This window comes from Nocardioides pollutisoli (assembly GCF_040045055.1).
Taxonomy (GTDB): Bacteria; Actinomycetota; Actinomycetes; order Propionibacteriales; family Nocardioidaceae; genus Nocardioides; species Nocardioides tweenelious.
Window position 1 is genome coordinate 924,858 of sequence record NZ_JBDZDU010000001.1, and the last position, 16,456, is coordinate 941,313.

21 protein-coding genes and 1 tRNA gene are annotated in these 16,456 nt (G+C 67.2%); 11 read left to right on the top strand and 11 right to left on the bottom strand.

Features of this window, described 5'->3' with window-relative positions:
* Positions 1 to 40: 40 nt before the first annotated feature.
* From ABLE68_RS04440 to ABLE68_RS04450, 3 genes are read left to right on the top strand one after another with little or no spacing between them, the layout of a single operon-like run.
* The gene (locus ABLE68_RS04440) at positions 41 to 1,033 is read left to right on the top strand and encodes an ArdC-like ssDNA-binding domain-containing protein (RefSeq protein WP_348870046.1); all 993 of its coding nucleotides are present in this window, start codon (positions 41 to 43) and stop codon (positions 1,031 to 1,033) included.
* Positions 1,030 to 1,494: a hypothetical protein gene (locus ABLE68_RS04445; protein ID WP_348870047.1), complete on the top strand. Its 465-nt coding sequence runs from the start codon at positions 1,030 to 1,032 to the stop codon at positions 1,492 to 1,494. Before ABLE68_RS04440 ends, ABLE68_RS04445 begins: the two co-directional genes overlap by 4 nt.
* Positions 1,491 to 3,209, top strand: a complete 1,719-nt coding sequence (locus ABLE68_RS04450) for a type IV secretory system conjugative DNA transfer family protein (protein ID WP_348870048.1) — start codon at positions 1,491 to 1,493, stop codon at positions 3,207 to 3,209. Before ABLE68_RS04445 ends, ABLE68_RS04450 begins: the two co-directional genes overlap by 4 nt.
* Positions 3,210 to 3,282: 73 nt before the next feature.
* Here ABLE68_RS04450 and ABLE68_RS04455 read toward each other — a convergent pair whose 3' ends face one another.
* The 4 genes from ABLE68_RS04455 to ABLE68_RS04470 form a co-directional block, all read right to left on the bottom strand.
* The gene (locus ABLE68_RS04455) at positions 3,283 to 4,002 is read right to left on the bottom strand and encodes a hypothetical protein (protein ID WP_348870050.1); all 720 of its coding nucleotides are present in this window, start codon (positions 4,000 to 4,002) and stop codon (positions 3,283 to 3,285) included.
* A 133-nt stretch (positions 4,003 to 4,135) separates the two neighbouring features.
* A complete protein-coding gene (locus ABLE68_RS04460) occupies positions 4,136 to 4,648 on the bottom strand; it encodes a hypothetical protein (RefSeq protein ID WP_348870051.1) in 513 nt (170 codons plus the stop codon).
* Positions 4,649 to 4,734: 86 nt separating this feature from the next.
* Positions 4,735 to 5,316: an ImmA/IrrE family metallo-endopeptidase gene (locus ABLE68_RS04465; RefSeq protein WP_348870052.1), complete on the bottom strand. Its 582-nt coding sequence runs from the start codon at positions 5,314 to 5,316 to the stop codon at positions 4,735 to 4,737.
* A complete protein-coding gene (locus tag ABLE68_RS04470; RefSeq protein WP_348870053.1) occupies positions 5,313 to 5,690 on the bottom strand; it encodes a helix-turn-helix domain-containing protein in 378 nt (125 codons plus the stop codon). Before ABLE68_RS04470 ends, ABLE68_RS04465 begins: the two co-directional genes overlap by 4 nt.
* 148 nt (positions 5,691 to 5,838) lie before the next feature.
* On the opposite strand from ABLE68_RS04470, the gene ABLE68_RS04475 reads away from it, so the two are divergent.
* The 7 genes from ABLE68_RS04475 (at position 5,839) to ABLE68_RS04500 (ending at position 10,581) form a co-directional block, all read left to right on the top strand.
* Positions 5,839 to 6,099 (top strand): multiubiquitin domain-containing protein, encoded by a 261-nt coding sequence (locus ABLE68_RS04475; RefSeq protein ID WP_348870054.1) that lies wholly within the window; start codon positions 5,839 to 5,841, stop codon positions 6,097 to 6,099.
* On the top strand, positions 6,074 to 7,240 hold the full coding sequence (locus ABLE68_RS04480; protein ID WP_348870056.1) for a ThiF family adenylyltransferase: 1,167 nt from the start codon (positions 6,074 to 6,076) through the stop codon (positions 7,238 to 7,240). Before ABLE68_RS04475 ends, ABLE68_RS04480 begins: the two co-directional genes overlap by 26 nt.
* A 20-nt stretch (positions 7,241 to 7,260) precedes the next feature.
* Positions 7,261 to 7,635 (top strand): ubiquitination-like system serine protease family protein, encoded by a 375-nt coding sequence (locus ABLE68_RS22275; RefSeq protein ID WP_425475645.1) that lies wholly within the window; start codon positions 7,261 to 7,263, stop codon positions 7,633 to 7,635.
* Between the two features lie 257 nt (positions 7,636 to 7,892).
* Positions 7,893 to 8,306: a single-stranded DNA-binding protein gene (locus ABLE68_RS04485; protein ID WP_348870057.1), complete on the top strand. Its 414-nt coding sequence runs from the start codon at positions 7,893 to 7,895 to the stop codon at positions 8,304 to 8,306.
* A 12-nt stretch (positions 8,307 to 8,318) separates the two neighbouring features.
* Entirely contained in the window at positions 8,319 to 8,855 is a 537-nt protein-coding gene (locus tag ABLE68_RS04490) for a hypothetical protein (protein WP_348870058.1), read from the top strand.
* A gap of 119 nt (positions 8,856 to 8,974) precedes the next feature.
* Entirely contained in the window at positions 8,975 to 9,274 is a 300-nt protein-coding gene (locus tag ABLE68_RS04495) for a hypothetical protein (RefSeq protein ID WP_348870060.1), read from the top strand.
* Positions 9,274 to 10,581, top strand: coding sequence for a hypothetical protein (locus tag ABLE68_RS04500; RefSeq protein ID WP_348870061.1), 1,308 nt, complete (start codon positions 9,274 to 9,276; stop codon positions 10,579 to 10,581). The genes ABLE68_RS04495 and ABLE68_RS04500 overlap by 1 nt, the downstream gene beginning before the upstream one ends.
* Positions 10,582 to 10,623: 42 nt before the next feature.
* Here the strand turns inward: ABLE68_RS04500 and ABLE68_RS04505 are convergent, their stop codons facing one another.
* The gene (locus tag ABLE68_RS04505; RefSeq protein WP_348870062.1) at positions 10,624 to 11,817 is read right to left on the bottom strand and encodes a tyrosine-type recombinase/integrase; all 1,194 of its coding nucleotides are present in this window, start codon (positions 11,815 to 11,817) and stop codon (positions 10,624 to 10,626) included.
* A 6-nt stretch (positions 11,818 to 11,823) separates the two neighbouring features.
* Positions 11,824 to 12,054: a helix-turn-helix transcriptional regulator gene (locus ABLE68_RS04510; RefSeq protein ID WP_348870064.1), complete on the bottom strand. Its 231-nt coding sequence runs from the start codon at positions 12,052 to 12,054 to the stop codon at positions 11,824 to 11,826.
* Between the two features lie 327 nt (positions 12,055 to 12,381).
* On the opposite strand from ABLE68_RS04510, the gene ABLE68_RS04515 reads away from it, so the two are divergent.
* A complete protein-coding gene (locus tag ABLE68_RS04515) occupies positions 12,382 to 13,224 on the top strand; it encodes a tyrosine-type recombinase/integrase (RefSeq protein ID WP_348870065.1) in 843 nt (280 codons plus the stop codon).
* On the opposite strand, the gene ABLE68_RS04520 is transcribed toward ABLE68_RS04515, so the two are convergent.
* From ABLE68_RS04520 to sepX, 5 genes are all read right to left on the bottom strand, one after another.
* Entirely contained in the window at positions 13,221 to 14,333 is a 1,113-nt protein-coding gene (locus tag ABLE68_RS04520) for a site-specific integrase (protein WP_348870066.1), read from the bottom strand. The genes ABLE68_RS04515 and ABLE68_RS04520 overlap by 4 nt on opposite strands.
* 164 nt (positions 14,334 to 14,497) lie before the next feature.
* Entirely contained in the window at positions 14,498 to 14,731 is a 234-nt protein-coding gene (locus ABLE68_RS04525; protein ID WP_348870067.1) for a helix-turn-helix transcriptional regulator, read from the bottom strand.
* Between the two features lie 156 nt (positions 14,732 to 14,887).
* A tRNA-Ala gene (locus tag ABLE68_RS04530) sits at positions 14,888 to 14,963 on the bottom strand.
* Positions 14,964 to 15,040: 77 nt separating this feature from the next.
* Positions 15,041 to 15,508 (bottom strand): SRPBCC family protein, encoded by a 468-nt coding sequence (locus tag ABLE68_RS04535; protein WP_348870068.1) that lies wholly within the window; start codon positions 15,506 to 15,508, stop codon positions 15,041 to 15,043.
* A 33-nt stretch (positions 15,509 to 15,541) separates the two neighbouring features.
* A complete protein-coding gene (gene sepX, locus ABLE68_RS04540; RefSeq protein WP_348870070.1) occupies positions 15,542 to 16,396 on the bottom strand; it encodes a divisome protein SepX/GlpR in 855 nt (284 codons plus the stop codon).
* Positions 16,397 to 16,456 lie beyond the last annotated feature (60 nt).

A 16,456-nucleotide genomic window follows, 5' to 3' on the forward strand; every position in this document is an offset into this window, starting at 1 on the left:
AGCCCTCCAGGAGCAGCTGTCGGAGTCCGTCGCAGCGCTCGTGACCGGTGAGGACTGGAAGCGCGCCCTGACCTTCGCCGCACAGTTCCGAGGGCGCAGCTTTGGCAATTCCATGCTGATAGCGGCGCAGCATTTCGCGGCGTACAACGAGGGTCGGGTGCCCGAGCCGACGCCGACGTACGTCGCCGGCTTCCACCAATGGCTCTCGCTCGGACGGAGCGTTGCGAAGGGCCAGCACGGGTACGGCATCCTCGCCCCGGTGACCCGGCGATTCGCCTCGTTCACCCCGGACGACCGGAACTCCTGGCGCCGCCTGGCCCGCAACGAGAAGCCGCTCACGGGCGAGTACGCCCGCACCCGCATGATCGGCGTCAAGCCGACCTACGTCTGGGACATCTCCCAGACCACCGGCGACGCTGTGCCCGAACTCCCCCGCCCCACACTGCTCCAGGGTCAGGCACCGCCCGGGCTGTGGGACGGACTCGCCGACCAGATCACTGGGGCCGGCTTCGAGCTCCGCCTTGTCTCATCGGCGGCGGCGATCGGCGGCGCCAACGGCCTGACCGACTTCCTCTCCCGCGAGGTCTCGGTCCGAATGGACATGGACGAAGCAGCCCAGGTGAAGACGCTCGCCCACGAACTCGGCCATGTCCTTCTCCATGCGCCACCTGAGAACGCTTTGTCGACCGAGGCCGCCGCCGACGCGACCCTGCACCGTGGGATCGCCGAGGTGGAAGCCGAATCCGTCGCGCTCATGGTCGGTGCGGCGCACGGGCTCGACACCTCCTCCTACACCGTGCCGTACGTGTCGACCTGGGCAGCAAGTATCCCCGGCAAGAACCCCATCGAGGTCGTCCAGTCGACCGCCGAACGCGTCCGCGCGACCGCGCTCGGCATCCTCGTTAAGCTCGACACCCAGCAGGTCGGCGACGGCAACCCTCCTGGGCTCGACCGCGAAGCCCTCAGCCATCGCACCGGGACGGCTCCGGTCGTCACCAACGCCCGCCGCGACGGATCGGTGCTGGGGCTATGAAGGTCCCCGTCGTCCTGAGCGTCGTTCACGTCGTCATCGATGCCGCCGGCGTGATGACAGTCGATGTCGACGGTGTCCCGCGCGCATCAGAGCAGGGCAGAACACGCGGTGACCTTCGGTCTGTCATCGACGAGATCACCTCCGAGCTCGGCGCACCCGTACGCGTCGAGGTACGCGAGGCCGATGGCTCGACGTACGTCGACGTCGCGACTCCCACCGAATCGTCGGGAGCAGCGGCAGCGGAGCCGGCGCGTGCCCCGTCAACGCCGGCGCTCGCTGGCGCCGGGTTCGAGCCAGGTGAGGAGGTGGCGCTGGCGTACGTTGTCGTACGCCAGCACGCCGATGCCGAAGGCAACGCTTCACTCAATCTCCCACCCGCGCTACTCGCCGCAACCCGCGGCGGACTCGTGCTCCTGGGCATGAGCTCGCGGACAGTCACTCCGTTCGAGGCGCCGGCATGAACCCGGCCGCACGCGGGTCGAACGACGAGCTCGTGAACCTGGCACTCATCGGGCTCGCGGCCGCGTTCGCACTGGCGCTGGTGCTCCGCGCCGCTGCAACAGCCGCCGCCGCTGCAACGGGTGCGACCACCCCCGATGGTGGGATCGCAAGCGGATTGCGTGTCCTCACCGATCCGGGCCGACCGGCGCAAGCGTTCGGGGCACCCGGGCTGTCAGCGGTCGCGTACTGGAGCGTGGTGACGCTGTTCCTAGGCGTCCTCGCGACATTCGCGTGGAGCATCTGGAGGCTCGTCGCACGCCTCTGGCACCGGACAGCTCGAGATCCCCACCGCATCAAAGGAACCGCAACCGCGCGAGACATCGACACGACCGCATCGAAGAAGGCCCTCGTAAGCCGCGGCGCGACCCTCCGCCCCTCGCTGCGGCACCCGAGGGCGACCGACGTCGGGTACCTGATCGGGCGCAGCTGTGGCCGGGAGATCTGGGCGTCGGTCGAGGACTCGATCCTCGTCATCGGCCCACCACGCTCGGGCAAGGGACTCCACCTGGTCATCAACGCCATCCTCGACGCGCCTGGTGCCGTCGTCACGACCTCGACACGGCCGGACAACATCGCCGCCACGATCGCCGGCCGGAAGGCCCGTGGGCCGGTCGCTGTCTTCGACCCGCAGCACCTCACCGCGGGGCTGCGCGACGTCGACGGGTGCGGCGTCCGCTGGTCTCCGATCCGCGGCTGCGAACAGCCCCTGACCGCGATGATTCGCGCTTCAGGGCTGGCATCGTCGACCGGACTCTCCTCCGGCGGCACGGAGTCCGGCAGCTTCTGGGAAGGCAAGGCCCGCTCCGCCCTTCAGGCGCTCCTCCACGCGGCCGCCCTCGAGAAGCTTCCGACTCGGGCTCTCCTCGAGTGGTCGTTGTCTGCGTCTGCCGCGACGGACGCTGTCGGAATCCTCGCCAGCCATCCCCAGGCCGCCGCCGGCTGGTCGGACTCCCTCGGCGGGATGATCGACTCCGATCCGCGCACCCGCGATTCGATCTGGATGGCCGTCGCTCAAGCACTCTCGTGCCTCGCCGACCCCGCCGTGCTGGATGCCGTCAGCCCCGAGCCCGGCGAGGAGTTCGAGCCGGGCAACTTCCTCACCCAGAACGGCACGCTCTACCTGCTCGCCACCGGTGCAGGCGCAGGTGCCTCGTGGCCGCTCGTCGCGGCCTTCATGGAAGACCTCACGGAGGTCGCCCGCCACCTCGCCGCCACATCACCGGGCGCGCGCTTGGACCCTCCCGTACTCATGGCGCTCGACGAGATCGGCAACCTCGCGCCACTCCCCTCGCTTCCGGTGCTGATGGCGGAGGGAGGTGGGACTGGGATCACGACGATGCCCGTTCTGCAGTCGCTGGCCCAGGCGCGCAGCAAGTGGGGCGACCATGCGGCCAGCACGATTTGGGACGCGAGCATCGTCAAGGTCATCCTTGGCGGCGCGTCGACCTCGAAAGACCTTCAGGAGCTCTCGGTCCTCATCGGCGAACGCGACGAGCGGACCGACACCGTGAGCATCGGCGACTACGGGCAACGCTCGCTCCAGCGGTCGAGCCGGCGGGTTGCGGTCATGCCACCAGAGCGGATCCGCACCCTTCCGTTCGGCACCGGTCTCGTCCTTCTCCGCAGCGCTCCACCGATCGTGACCACGCTCCGCCAGTGGACGAGTCGGCATTGAGTGCACATCCCCGCACCGACCAGCCGATTTTGACGCGGCGGCGCGGCCTCCAGTTTCTCACTCAGTGGTCCGCTCAGGTGAACCCCTCGGTGCGCGGAGGAGCCGGCTTTGCAGCGTCGAGCGGCAGGCTCGCCGCGAGAAGTCGCCCCACGAGGTCCTGCTGCCATGCGAGGGTCGCCGCGTCGCCGTCTTCGATGTGCGCACTAGCGATCGCCTGCCAAAGCATCTGCTGGGCATCTTCGCGGACGAGCCACGTCATGAAGAGTTCCTGGAACTGCTCGTTGGTCACGGTGATCGTCGGCTGGCTCGGGACGAGGGCCACTTTCTGGGGGATTGCAGCGTCCTGCTCTCCCGACTCGGATGCGTCGGCTCGCAGCGCCTGCGTGGCCTTGCGCTCTTGCCGCTTCTGCCGGAGCGCTTCACGCTTGGCCTTCAGCGCAGGGACGACACGAACCCTGACCCAGTCGGCGACTACGGGCTTCAGGACCTCGTACAGGTCCTCGATGACCCGGTTCAGGAGGTCCGCCGTGGCCTGTTCAGATGGGGTGAGTTCGCGTCGCGGTGACTCTGCATACTCAGTGACGTAGACGACTTCCGGCTCCTGATCAAGGTCCGCGGCGGCAGTGTCCTTCAGGCGGATTTCGACGTGGCCAGGGCCCTTGTCGGCGGACTTGGGCGTGAAGCCACGGCTCCAACCCTCCGTCTTTCGAGAGTCTGCGAGTCGCTCGCCCTTCGGGATGCGAACCAGGGCGTCGACCTCGTCGTACTCCTCGTCAGCCACGTATCCCTCCACCGGCGTCGGCTCCTCCCATGCGCACGATCGGCCAGGAGGTCTCCTCTGAGAGGAGACTCGCTGTAACCGTAGCTGCGTCGTCCGACGGCTGCGGCGGTTTGGATGAGCAGCGCCACCTTATGGCTCGGCTACGTCAGAACAACGGGTCGTTACCCTGAGCGGCGCGGATCTCGTTGCACGTCGCTCGAACCGAGTCGGAAACCTCGGATTTGAGCATGAGGTAGGCATCCCCGCTGGCACCCAGCGTGCCTGAGCCCTTCTCGCGGTAGTGCTCACCGCAGAGGCTTGCCCCGCCGCGTCGATCGCCGATCGTGATCACAGCGTCGTAGCGGGCCGGCTCGTGGCAGAAGTCGCACTCGGGAAGTTCGGAGACCACTCCCACGGTGCCGAGACGCGGATTGACCAGGAGGTCATCCTCGTCGGCGAGATCATTCGCGTGCGCGAGCTCGTGCAGGACGTGCGCGTCCGGAGGCGGCATCAGATTGCCGTCCGCATCGGCGGCAGGCCATGCCATCGCATGAAAGTTCACGTGGTCTAGAGCCTGAGTCAGGACCGCCTCCAGCCGCTCCTCTTCACTTAGGCCGGGCGGAACAGCGACCTGCTCGTCAGGGAGTCGTAGTAGCGGATCAGGGACGTCGGCAGGCATGAGGCCAGTAGGCCACGGCAACGGGTCGGTGTCTACGAGGTGGAGCTATCGGCGCGATTTTGCCGCCCGCCTGGACCGTCTCCAGCTCAGGTACCCGACGCCCGGCGAAGGTTGGCAGCCCGCTCGGCGATGATGCGCGCACCCGTGGCGTTCATGCGCCAGCGGGCCAGCTCCGGGCTGACACCGAAGCGCAGTGCCACCTCGTCGTCCGTTGCCTTCCGGCGAGCGAGCCGCTTGGCAGCCTCGAAGGGAATAAGCAGCTCCCCCGAAATCTCCGCGGCCTCGTCCTCCTGCAGCTTGTCGGCCGTACGGCAGCCACGCTCATTCACCAGGCTCGTGTGGAACTTGTGCTCGCTCACGACATGCGCCATCTCGTGGCCCATGGTCGAGCGCCGCCTCGCCATCGGGTGCGCGTCGTTCTCGATGATGACCGCGCCCGTGCGATGCGGCAGCAGCGCGCCGGAGAACACCTCGGGACGGACATTGTGGAAGTGGTCCCGGACAGCGTGATCGAGAGGCAGCTGACCGAGCGCCAGCACTCGCACGCCGTAGAGCTCAGCCAGCTGCCACGGGTCCAGCGCCTCCATGGGCTCGAGTCCGAGTTCAGCGCGCACCTCACCGGCCAGCCTCTTGCAGGCGGCCTTATTGATGGTGCGCTTCCCGGTCATGCCATGTCCTCCCGGGTGGCATGCATGTGCTTGACGGTCGCTCGTATGACCTCTTCAAGGTAGGCGACGTCCTTGTCCTCCAGGTCCTGCCGCGCTCTAAGCAGCGGAGCCAGCTGGGTAACCAGATCCGGCTCTGACTGACTCACCGATGTGGCGTCGGCGTCGATCATGAATGTCTCCGCCGGCATCTTCAGCCAGCGCACCAGCGTGGCGAAGCCGTCAGCATCAGGCCGCTGGTCGTTGCCCAGTCGCGAGAGCAAGGACGGGCTGGTGCCGATCTCCTTCGCCATTTGTCGCCACGACCATCCCCGCGCGGTCCGCTCAGCATCGAGCGCGGCGTAGAGCCCCGCGGTGTCGATCTTCGTCTTGGCCATCCCGGCCTCTCATAAGAAGTGTCGGTGGTGCCTGCCAGTGTTGCACTGTCGACGCACTGCTTGTAAGTCGACGCGCACTGTTTTAGACTCAGGGCAGTGTTTCAGATGCGAGACAGTGGGCCGGTTCGCCGGAGAACGGAGTAGCACCATGAGTGCAACAGATGCAGCCGACGCCAAGACGAGGGTCGTCACGATCACCGTCAACACCAGGCAGCACGAGTGGACCGAGAAGAAGATCAGCTTCGAGCAGGTCGTCGAGCTCGCCTTCCCCGGCCAGCCCTACGATCCGGCGGGCACCCTCGTCGAGTACAGCCGCGGCCACGGGCCGGACCACGCATTGCGTCCCGGCAAGGACGTCCAGGTGAAGGACGGGATGGTCTTCGATGTCGAGCCTGCCAATCGCTCCTGACGAGCAGATCTCCCGGCTCGTAGATGACGGCTACGAAATGGTGCTCGAAGCTGGGCACCTCGTCGTACGCCGGCTGCCCTACGTCGGGCCGTCGGGGCTGCGGACTGACGGACGACTGGTCCTCCCTGTGACCTACACGGACGGCGTGGTCACCGATTCCACCGACCACCGGATTTGGTTCGCCGGCGAGGAGCCGCGAGGCGAAAGCGGAGCAGCTCTTGGAAGCGGTGGCCAGGCTCACGGATTCGGGACCAACGAGACGGCCGACTACATGCTGTCGTTCAAGCCTCCGAGCGGCGCCTACGGCAGTTTGTCCGACAAGATCCGCCAGTACGCCCGCATCCTGCTCAGCGCTGCGCGGCACATCGACCCCTCCGCGACGGATACGCCGGGCGGGTCCTTTCAGGTCGTGCCCGATGACCTGCCGCTCGTCTATCCCGACACGAACACGACTCGAGCTGGGTTGACGACGCTCAACAACCTCTTTCGAGGTCACACCGTCGCCATCGTTGGCGTCGGCGGTACTGGCAGCTTCATCCTCGACCACGTCGCCAAGACCTGGGTCGACCGCATCATCCTCATCGACGGTGACCACTTCGACACTCACAATGCCTACCGCGCGCCTGGCGCGGCAGCGGACGAGACCGTCCGCTCCAAGCCCAAAAAGGCCGAATACTTCGCCCGCGAGTACTCACGGATGCACACGGGAATCACCGCCCACCCTGTCTCGCTCACCGCCGAGAACCTGCATCTGCTCGAAGGCGCCACCTTCGTCTTTCTCGCGGCCGCTGACGCCGAGTCCAGGCCTGAGATCATGCGCTGGTTGCAAGACCAGGGCGTGCCGTTCATCGACGTGGGCATGAGCTTTCGCGAAGGCCAGGGCGGTGGACTCACCGGTATGGCCAAGGTGACGGCCTTCCGACCGGGCGACGAGATCGCGTTGCCGACAGCGCCTGCCGTCCCGCCAGGCCAGGACGACTACAGCAGCAACGTCCAGGTCGCCGAGCTGAACGCGCTCAACGCCGCGCTCGCCGTCATCCGGTGGAAGCGCTACCTCGGCTTCTACGCCACTCACACGGCGTCGAACCAGACTGTCTACAAGCTGTACCTCAACGAGTTGCGCAACGGGGATGCCGAGTGAGCCAGATTGACCACTACACCATGCGGCCCGTCGAGTCCTTTCCGACACCGATAGAGCCAGGCGTTCTCTACGTCTCCCTCCCCTACTCGACCGCCGGGCACATCTGCCCCTGTGGGTGCGGCCGAGAGGTTGTCACCAAGCTGTCGCCGGCCCGCTACAAGATCATCTTTGACGGTGAAGTGTCGCTGAGACCATCCGTGGCCGCGACCGGATTGCCCTGCAACTCCCACTACTTCATTACCCGAGGCGAGGTGGACTGGCACACCGAACTCGACCCCACGCAGAAGGCACGGGCACAAGCTTCAGATCGCCGCGCCGTTGAAACTCATCGCACACCGGCTCAGCAGGCGGGGCCCAAGTGGTGGGCGCGTCTCTGGAGGCGGCTGAGGGGCTGACGGAGTCCGAATTCCCGCTGCACGAACGCAGTGGGCGCTCGTACGCAGTCTCGATGACCCCATCACAGGGCTGAGCAGCAGCCGAGCAGCGCGAGGGCCATGGGCAAGCACCATCCTTTTCATTCTGGACTTACGAAGTCCGCGACTGCTGCGGCGAGTGCGCGCTAGCGAAGGACGCGACGGGAGCCTGGTGTCGCCGCCAGCGCACCTATCTCCTGATCGCGGCGCACCCGGCGTCGCCGGAATCGGGAGTCAGAATGTCCATCCCAACCCAGATGAGCCTGGTGGGCTTCATCGCCGCAGCACCTGAGCTTCACTTCACCAAGGCGGGCGCCGAGTGCTGCCGCATGCGCGTCGGCGTCGAGCAGTGGCGCAAGGAAGTCGACGGCAACTTCACGAAGCTCGACCCCACCTTCCACGACATGGTCGCCTTCGAAAGCACGGCCCGCGAGACCTACGCCCGTTTCCGCAGGGGCGACTCCTTCGTGGCCAGCGGCTACGTCCACGAGTACGAGGTCGACGGCCGCGAGGGCACCGTGATCAAGGAGGAGTTCGTCGCCCGCAAGATCGGCCACAACGCCAACAAGACCGACTACGTCGTCCAGCGCGGACGTCACGCCGCCGAGAGGCCCCTCACCGCTGTTCCGCAGCCACCCGCCGTCGGTCTCTAATCGGGGCCTGCGATGCGACCGTTCCCGGACGAGCCCGACGACGGTGACGCCTACCGCAGCGTGACCGACCTGCTCGAACGCCCACCGGCCCCGATCAACTGGAACCTCCTCGACGCCGAGCAGGCCGAGGTCGAGTGGCATGACCTCGACCACTGGGTGAAGTGGCTCAAGAGCACCTTCGGTCTCCCGCCCAACATCGTGCCGCCGTACTGGCACCGCCACGACGAGCTCGTCTGGGAGCTCTCCGCGCTCCACTGCCACTGGTTGAGCTGCTACCACGAGTCAGCGTCACCGTCGGCTCCGATCGCATGGATGCGCGATTTCTCCGATGCTCGCTACCGCCTGCGGGACTGGGTCTCGATCTGCGGCACGCGCCTTGATCGCGACCGGCCCACGCGGCAGACGACGTGGCCTGGCGAGTCAGCCCCCCAGGCAGGCACCGAGATCGAGATCCGGGATCGGGACGAGGACTTCGCAGAGTTCGTCCGAGAGGACGTTCTGCGCCGACGAAGGATCGCGGCGATCGCCGGTCAGCAGCTCATCGGCTGATCCCAGGAAGACGCCATGGCCAGCCCGCGTGCGCGGGCTTCCACAGAAGTAAGTGCAGCGACGGCCAGACGACGACTTCCGGATCACGGTCGACATCCGAGCCACAGAAGGAGGCGAAGATGCTTCTCCCCCATGCGCAGACGCTCGCTCAGGCGAGGTCCTACGTCGCGGCACTCGCCGACCGAGCGCTGACACTCGATGCATCCTCCGCGTACGAGCGCGTCCTGCTCGAACTCGACCGCGTGCACGACGACGAATGCCCGGCCCTCGACGCTGAGGACCTCACCGACGACCGCGACATCCTGCTCGCCGCCGCGAGCAGCGCGATCGAGGAACTCCAGACCCACGGCATCGACCCCCTCTCGGTCGAGCTGATCCTCGCGATGATCGTCGACGCACACGACCTGGACATCGGCTGATGTACGGCGAGAACGGCGCGCAGATGCGCACGGAGCTGGCTGCGCTGCTTCGCCAGCATCGGATCATGCACAGGCTCGCTTCAGGATCCGCTGAGCGCGCCGCCGCCGGCCAACAGATCCTGAGATTCCGACAGACCGTTCTCGTCTGGTGCGCGCAAGCCATAGGAGTGGCCAGACCTCTCACGTTCCCGAACGTTCCGCCGAAGCCGGCCGACCCGTTCCGAGCGGCGAGCGACCACGGCGCCGCAGTGGCTGAACTCGCTCGAGCCTTGGAGGCGGCTCGCGATCAGGCGACGACACGAGCGGCGTCGAGCCAGGAGTTCACGACCCCGAGCACGAACAGCGTCGTCGAGCACTGGCGTCTCGCTGCCCGCGCTGCCGCGCTCGCCGAGCACGACACCGCGCCCGACCAGTCGATCCACCTCACCGCGGCGCAGGCACGAACTATCGCGGGTGACGTCGCGGCCATCAGCCAGGCGCTGGTCGTGCTCGACCGTCGGTACCGCAACACACCCGACTGGGAGTCCATCGCCGGCTGCGATCGAATCGGCTGGGCAGCGCTGGCCACGGCCCTGGACGTCAGCCTTGGGCAACCCGACTACAGCGTCGACCAGACCGGCTGGCGCCCGCGGACCAAGGCCATCGGAGGCCCAGCAAAGCCAGGCGTGCTCGGAGTCCTTCAAGCCGTGCACAACCTCCTCGTGAGGCTGGAGTCCTTCCCGGACGCGATGAACCTGCGCTTGGTCGTCGACTCTCAGCGACTGCTCAGCGCTGGCCTCGTGCCGTATGCAGAGCGGATCGACCCGCACCTTGCTCGTCAGTGGGGTGCCCGTGCAGAGACCTACTCGCGCATCCAACGCGAACTCCGCAACATCGGAGGGCAACTCGGCAACGGCAGTGGTGCCGCCGGCGAGGCCGCGAACGCCGTTGGTCGACTAAAGGCGCTGCATCCCGAGACGGTGATCGAGCCGAGGATGCTCGGGGGCTTCCATGCCCTGTTTCGTCGGATCGATTCGCGCATCATCGACATCCTCGAATCCGGCGTCGAGCGTGGAGCCTTCGTCCAGCGCGTAACCGTCCCGCGGCTGGTCAGCGGCGACGGACGGTTGGTCCACCGGGTCCGCGAACGGTTCGTTCCCGTGGTCCGCGCAGCTGATCTCGAGGTTATCCGGACCGCACGCGAGCAGCTGCGCCCTCCGGAGCAGCCCCCCACGTCGTCGACAGGCAGGAGCCGGTCAGACCTCCACGCCGCCCTCGTTCACCGTCCCCCCGCCAAGGAGCCCCGACGCGACACCCCACGTCTATGAGCGGGCCGTGGCTGGTCGGGCCAGCAGACGACCGCAGCGCGGCTATGTCACGTCGTCATGCCGCTGAGGAGCGAGCGATTCGAGTATCTCGGCCGTCACCGGATCAACTGCCTCGTCGGGCTGGATGTAGTGCTCCTTGGTGATCTTCGACGAGCTGTGACCAAGCAGTTCAGCGGCAAGGTCGGCGCCGCCAGCTCGGTCGATGACGGTGGCGACTGTTCGCCTGAACGAGTGCGGGGTGACGCCCTCGATGCCCGCCTGGTCCATGACGGCGCGCAGCCGCCGACGGACGTTGTTGGTAGTCAGCGGGGTCTTGTTCCTGGTGAAGAAGATGAGGTGATCCGGTCCCTCATCGGCGATCTTGACCAGCCGGGCGCGCAGGACCTCGGCGGTGAACGACGGAACCGAGACCGTTCTCGTCGACTTCACTGTCTTCGGGTGAGGCTGGCGCCGTGTCGGCTTACCGGCCGGCGAAACGATCGTCCCTGAGATCCGCACGGTAGCCGGCGAGCTGGTCACATCGACATCGCATTTGCGGATCGCGAGCACCTCGCCGATGCGAGCCGACGTCCCCAGCATTACCTCGATGATCTGCTCCAACTGACCGTCCGGGGGCGGGCCGGACAGCCCTGGGCCTCGACGCCAGGTACGTACCGCGAGTCGAATCGCCTCAACCTGTGCAGCCGAGAGCGCCATCGTCTGCGACGGCGGCTTCCGGAGCCGCGATGTCTCCCGCACAGGGTTCTTCGGGATCGCGTCATAGCGAACGGCGAGTGCGAAGGCGAGGCTCAGTACGGTCCTCGCCTGCTTCGCCATGCTGTAGCTCTTGTTTGCAGCCAAGACCTTCAAGAATCGGTCCACCTTGCTCACGGTGATCTCGCGCAGCGCGTATCCCTCGAAGACGGGCATCACAAGCTGGCGCATGTTCCGCTCGTAGAGCGCGCGCGTGCTCTCTGCGAGCCTTCCCTCGAGGTCCAGGTCGGCTAGCCAGACGTCGACGAGGTTCGTGAAGGAGCTGTTGGGCGTCAGCTCACCCATCGAGCGGAAGGACGAGCGCTCGGCCAGGACCTTCTTCAGATTGCGCTCGGCCTCGCGCTTGGTAAGGCCCGTCGCCGAGACGCGACGGACCTTCCCGTCGTTGTCCCTGAACCGCGTGCGGGCGCGAAACTGACCACCGGTCGCGTTTATGAACGAGATGTCGCCGAAGGTTCCGATGGGCGTGCGTGGCCTAGCCATGAGCCATCACGCCCCTTCGGGCACATGGCCGGGCTCCCTCTCGCGCTGACTGGCGAGCCAGTCGTGCACGTCGCTGACGAAGTAGCGCAATTGACGGCCGACGTGGATGGCGCATGGCCCCTTGCCAGCGAGGCGCCAGTCGTACAGCGTCCTGACCGGCACGTGGAGGTACTCCGAGAGTTCCTCGATGCTCATCAGCGGCTCGAGTCCGCTCAGCGTGGGCGTGGTGGTCTCCATGCACCCTAGGTGCGCGGCCGGGTCCGCACAGGACGGCACCTACCGTTTCGACTCCAAAGCGCCTTCGTTGACGAGGCTCCGGGGAGGTTCGTGGACCGGGTTCTTGGACCGTAAGTGGTACCTGGATCAAATCTCTAAATGCTTTCAGGCTCGGAATCCGTAGATTCCGAGCCTGAAACTTTGTAGCGGGGGCAGGATTTGAACCTGCGACCTCTGGATTTGAGGTCGCGACCCCGACCGGCGATGGGGCGACGCAAGGTCGCGAGGTAACAACTGCACACCTACAGGACGAGGGCAAACCCGGCCCGAGTCGTGAAGGAGCAGTCCGTGCAATCCCCCATCACTCCACAGACCGCAGTTGCGACCCTGGTCGACTTCTGGCTAGAGCAACTTCGAGCTGAACAACGGCTCGACGGCACCACCGTCAACGAGTACGAGCGCGTTCTGCACAAGCTCGTCATCCCCGCAACTGGCGCCGTGCGCCTCTGCGACCTCACGACAATCAAGATCGACAAGATGCTCACCGTGCTGGGTAGCCAGAGTCTGAACCGCCAGCGCAAGGCCAAGGTCGTCTTGGGCGCGATGCTCGACACCGCGGTCCAGGTCGGCGCCGTCCCTGTCAATCCAGTCCGAGGCGCGCTGAGCATCAGCCGCCCCGCGCCTGACCATCGGTCGCTCACGATGGATGAAGTCGAATGCGTCCGTGCAGCAGTTCGGGCCTGGCTCAACAAGGAACGCTCGGGACCCAAGTCGTCTGGCGACATCGCCGACATCATCGAGGTGATGCTCGGGACCGGGGCTCGGATCGGCGAGGTCCTCGCCCTCCGTTGGGCTGACATCGATCTGAAGGCGAGGGTCGTCGAGGTCAATGCCACGATCAAGACCGAGACAGGCATCGGGACCTATCGGAAGGCTCTGGTGCGCCCCAGACTGGTCTCCGTGCCCGAGGGGGCGGCGCTGATCCTCCAGGCGCGGCGCCGCACCTCCCGCGACAACTTTCTCGACGCGCTGTTTCCTACCCGCAACATCACGTGGCAGCAGGTCAACAACGTCGAACGGCGGTGGCGGCAGATTCGCCGCGAGGCGGGTCTGGAGTGGGTCACACTCGAGGCGTTCCGCCGGAGCTCTCGAGAACAGGAGCCTAGTCGGCCCAAGTTGCCTGAATGCTAGGCGACGGCGTCGTCGTCCCTTTCGCGGTCGACCACGGCGAGCAGTTCCTCCTCCCTGTCAGCCGGGCGGTTTGCCAGCAGCGAGCCGTCCGGCTCGGCCGGCCGCAAGGTCCGTTCCAGGTGCGCGGCGGGCGTCGGATCCACCGCACGGTCCGGCTCGATGTAGTGACCCTCGGTGATCACCGTCGAAGAGTGACCGAGGAAAGCGGCTGCCGCGTCGGTCCCGATTCCACGCGCGATGACCGTCGCCCCGGTCCGCCGGTACCAACGCAGGCTGATGCCGCTGCCTCCGAGTCCAGCGAGCCGGAGGAACTCTCGGAAGGTACGTCGGACGTTGTACGGGCTAAGTGGACCTCCGTTGCGGCTGGCGAAGATGGTCCGGGTGGGCGCATCGCTCGGCGTGTCAGCGATCCGGCGCCGCAGTACGACGGCGGCGAACTCAGGGACAGGGATGCGCCGGATCGACGCGTCGGTCTTGGGGCGAGGCTGACGCTCGGCTCCACGCCCCTTGCGTTGGACCACGGTGCCGTTGACGCTGGCGATCATCCCGGTGGGCAGGTCTTCGATGTCGCAGGGGCGGAGTGCGAGCACTTCGCCTGGACGCATGGCTGTGCCGAGCAGGACCTCGATGATGTCGCTCACCTGGCCGTCAGGCTTGGGGCCGGGCAGCCCTGGTTCGCTTCGCCACCCTGCGGCTGCCTTACGGATCGCGGCGATCTGTCCGAGCGTGAGCGCCTGAGGTGTCGCCTTGGCCCGGCGGAGCTGGGACGTACCTTCGACCGGGTTGCGGGCGATGGCGTCGTGGCGCAGCGCGAAGGCGAAGAGCATGTTGAGCATCGTGCGGGTCTGCTTGGCCTGCGACGGCGACACCGTCGCCTGCTCCGCCAAGAACCACTCGACGCGGCCGGTGGTCACCTCGGCCAGCGTGTAGTGCTCGAACGCTGGCCGGACATGGAGCCGCAGGCAGGTCCGGTAGTTCTCCTTGGTGTTCCCGGCGAGGTCACGCAGGTCGAGGTCGGCCAGCCACAGGTTCGCGAGATCGGCGAACGAGCTCGTGGGCCGCAGGACTCCAGAACTTGGAAGAGACGGTCGCTCGCGGATGCGTTCCATCAGTCGGCTACGCGCGGCCGCCGCGGTGGGTCCGGAGGCCCTGACCTGGCGAAGTCGACCATCGAGGTCACGGACGCGGGTCTCGGCCACCACTCGGCCGCGCTCCCGGCGTGTGTTGACCGCCCCGTGGGTCCCGATGGGCGTACGCGGTCTGCCGGTACGCATCAGCCGGCCTGGCGAGGGTGGCGCTCGGCGTCGTCGGCTTCCAGTTGCGCGAGCCAGGCATCGACCTCGCTGACCCGGAATCGCAGTTCACGGCCGACGCGGAACCCGCGCGGGCCGCGGCCCTGGCTGCGCAGGTCGTACAGGGTCTGCACAGTGACGCCGAGCTGAGCGGCGAGCTGGGACAGGGTGAGGACGGGGCCAAGCGTCGTCTCGGTGGTTGTTGTGGTGGTCATGCAGACCAGGTGTGCGAGCCGCTCCGTGGCGGACCGAGACCCGTCCAGAACGGCCGAGCGACCTGGGTACTCGATGGACTTTCTGCTGACTAAATGGTGAGGGGCCATGCTCGTCTCCTGTTTCAGGATCCGGGCAGTGCCTCTGACCAGCGGGTTTGGTGGAGCTGAGGGGATTCGAACCCCTGACCTTCTCATTGCGAACGAGACGCGCTACCAACTGCGCCACAGCCCCAGCTTGCGTCCCGGGGGACGCGGTGGGAAACGTTAGCACCAGCCCCAGGCGCCCGCCGAATCGACTCCAGCAGTGGCTCAGGTGACCAGGAGCTGCTCGATCTGCTCGAACGCCTGGCGGGCGTAGCCCTGCCACATCCGGCCGAACACCGGCATCAGCAGACCGGTCGCCGACGACGACGGGTGGACGCTCCACGACCAGGTGATCCGGACCCCGGTGCCGGCCTTCTCGAAGGTCCACAGTCCGTCGACGCGGGAGACGAGCGGCTTCATGGCGCCGCGGATCTCGCCGATCTCGTAGCCGAAGGAGTCCGGGCGGTCCAGGCTGACCAGCGTCTCGCGCATGGTGCCGCGGTCGGCGAGCACGATGGTCCGGGTCTGGCCGACGGTGCCCCACTCACCGGCCTGGTCGCGGACCTCGCGGATCGCCGGGAGCGCGGCGTACCGCCTCGAGAACAGCGCCGGCAGGGGCGTCGGGAGGATCGTGTCGAAGGCGCGGGCGACGCCCACGGGATAGGTGCGGGCGTAGGCGAGCTCGACGGCCATGGGCCCAGGCTAGAGCCCGCGTGTTACGCGGTGTTACGAGCCGACGGCGCGGTCGTCGTCGTTGCGGGCCTTGCGGGCCGCCTTGTCGGCCGCGTCGGCCTCGCGCGCGATCTGGGCGTCGGCGTCGGTGCGACCCGACGACCAGACGCCGCTGTCGTCGATGGAGATCGTGCGGACGGTCCGCCGAGCAGCGGGCGGCTTGGAGACGTACGTCGGGAGGGTGACCGGCACCGGGTCCCAGAGCTCCGGGTTGACCGGAGCCATCCCGGTCGAGGTGTCGGCCATCGGATCAGCCATCTCGTCGGCAGCAGCCTCGACGTCGTCCTCGACGACCCGGTCCTCGGGCGCCTCGACCTCGTCCTCGCCGGGCTTCTCCATCGGCATCCGGACGGTGGGCGTGGCGATCGAGCGGCGCTCGCCCTTGACCATCACCCGGCAGGCGACCAGCCAGGCGGCCAGCAGGCCGACCGGGGCCGCGACGTACCACCAGTCGACGACGCCGAAGGCGGCGACACCGACGACGACGAGGTTGACGACCAGGATCATGGCGAGCACGTTGCGGCGGCGCTTGGTCGCCCGCTTGCTGGCGGCGCGGCGCGCGGCCGGCGACATCTCGCGCTGCCGGACCGGCTGCTGGACCGGCTGCTCGGGCTGGGACGTCGGCTTGGTGACGACGGTGGCCTCGGCGGCCGGTCGGCCCGGCGTGACGACCAGGCGGGCGCTGCGACGGTTGACCGGCTCGCGACGGGCGAGCACGCGCATCGTGTGCGAGAACCGGTCGACGGAGCGGCTGTTGGACGCCTCGTCGTGGCGCTTGAGCGCCAGAGGCACCAGGTAGGCAGCCCACGCCACGGCTAGGGCGACGAAGATCAGTGCGCTCGGGTCCACGTGTCAGAGGTTATGAGCGATATCGCACCCCACCTCGGATGTCCACAGGTGTGTCGCAAA

Bases quoted from the DNA above. Each gene is read 5' to 3' on its own strand.
- ABLE68_RS04445 (WP_348870047.1), top strand. From the start codon at position 1,030: ATGAAGGTCCCCGTCGTCCTGAGCGTCGTTCACGTCGTCATCGATGCC.
- ABLE68_RS04450 (WP_348870048.1), top strand. From the start codon at position 1,491: ATGAACCCGGCCGCACGCGGGTCGAACGACGAGCTCGTGAACCTGGCA.
- ABLE68_RS04460 (WP_348870051.1), bottom strand. From the start codon at position 4,648: ATGCCTGCCGACGTCCCTGATCCGCTACTACGACTCCCTGACGAGCAG.
- ABLE68_RS04465 (WP_348870052.1), bottom strand. From the start codon at position 5,316: ATGACCGGGAAGCGCACCATCAATAAGGCCGCCTGCAAGAGGCTGGCC.
- ABLE68_RS04470 (WP_348870053.1), bottom strand. From the start codon at position 5,690: ATGGCCAAGACGAAGATCGACACCGCGGGGCTCTACGCCGCGCTCGAT.
- ABLE68_RS04475 (WP_348870054.1), top strand. From the start codon at position 5,839: ATGAGTGCAACAGATGCAGCCGACGCCAAGACGAGGGTCGTCACGATC.
- ABLE68_RS04480 (WP_348870056.1), top strand. From the start codon at position 6,074: ATGTCGAGCCTGCCAATCGCTCCTGACGAGCAGATCTCCCGGCTCGTA.
- ABLE68_RS22275 (WP_425475645.1), top strand. From the start codon at position 7,261: ATGCGGCCCGTCGAGTCCTTTCCGACACCGATAGAGCCAGGCGTTCTC.
- ABLE68_RS04485 (WP_348870057.1), top strand. From the start codon at position 7,893: ATGTCCATCCCAACCCAGATGAGCCTGGTGGGCTTCATCGCCGCAGCA.
- ABLE68_RS04490 (WP_348870058.1), top strand. From the start codon at position 8,319: ATGCGACCGTTCCCGGACGAGCCCGACGACGGTGACGCCTACCGCAGC.
- ABLE68_RS04495 (WP_348870060.1), top strand. From the start codon at position 8,975: ATGCTTCTCCCCCATGCGCAGACGCTCGCTCAGGCGAGGTCCTACGTC.
- ABLE68_RS04500 (WP_348870061.1), top strand. From the start codon at position 9,274: ATGTACGGCGAGAACGGCGCGCAGATGCGCACGGAGCTGGCTGCGCTG.
- ABLE68_RS04505 (WP_348870062.1), bottom strand. From the start codon at position 11,817: ATGGCTAGGCCACGCACGCCCATCGGAACCTTCGGCGACATCTCGTTC.
- ABLE68_RS04510 (WP_348870064.1), bottom strand. From the start codon at position 12,054: ATGGAGACCACCACGCCCACGCTGAGCGGACTCGAGCCGCTGATGAGC.
- ABLE68_RS04520 (WP_348870066.1), bottom strand. From the start codon at position 14,333: ATGGAACGCATCCGCGAGCGACCGTCTCTTCCAAGTTCTGGAGTCCTG.
- ABLE68_RS04525 (WP_348870067.1), bottom strand. From the start codon at position 14,731: ATGACCACCACAACAACCACCGAGACGACGCTTGGCCCCGTCCTCACC.
- ABLE68_RS04535 (WP_348870068.1), bottom strand. From the start codon at position 15,508: ATGGCCGTCGAGCTCGCCTACGCCCGCACCTATCCCGTGGGCGTCGCC.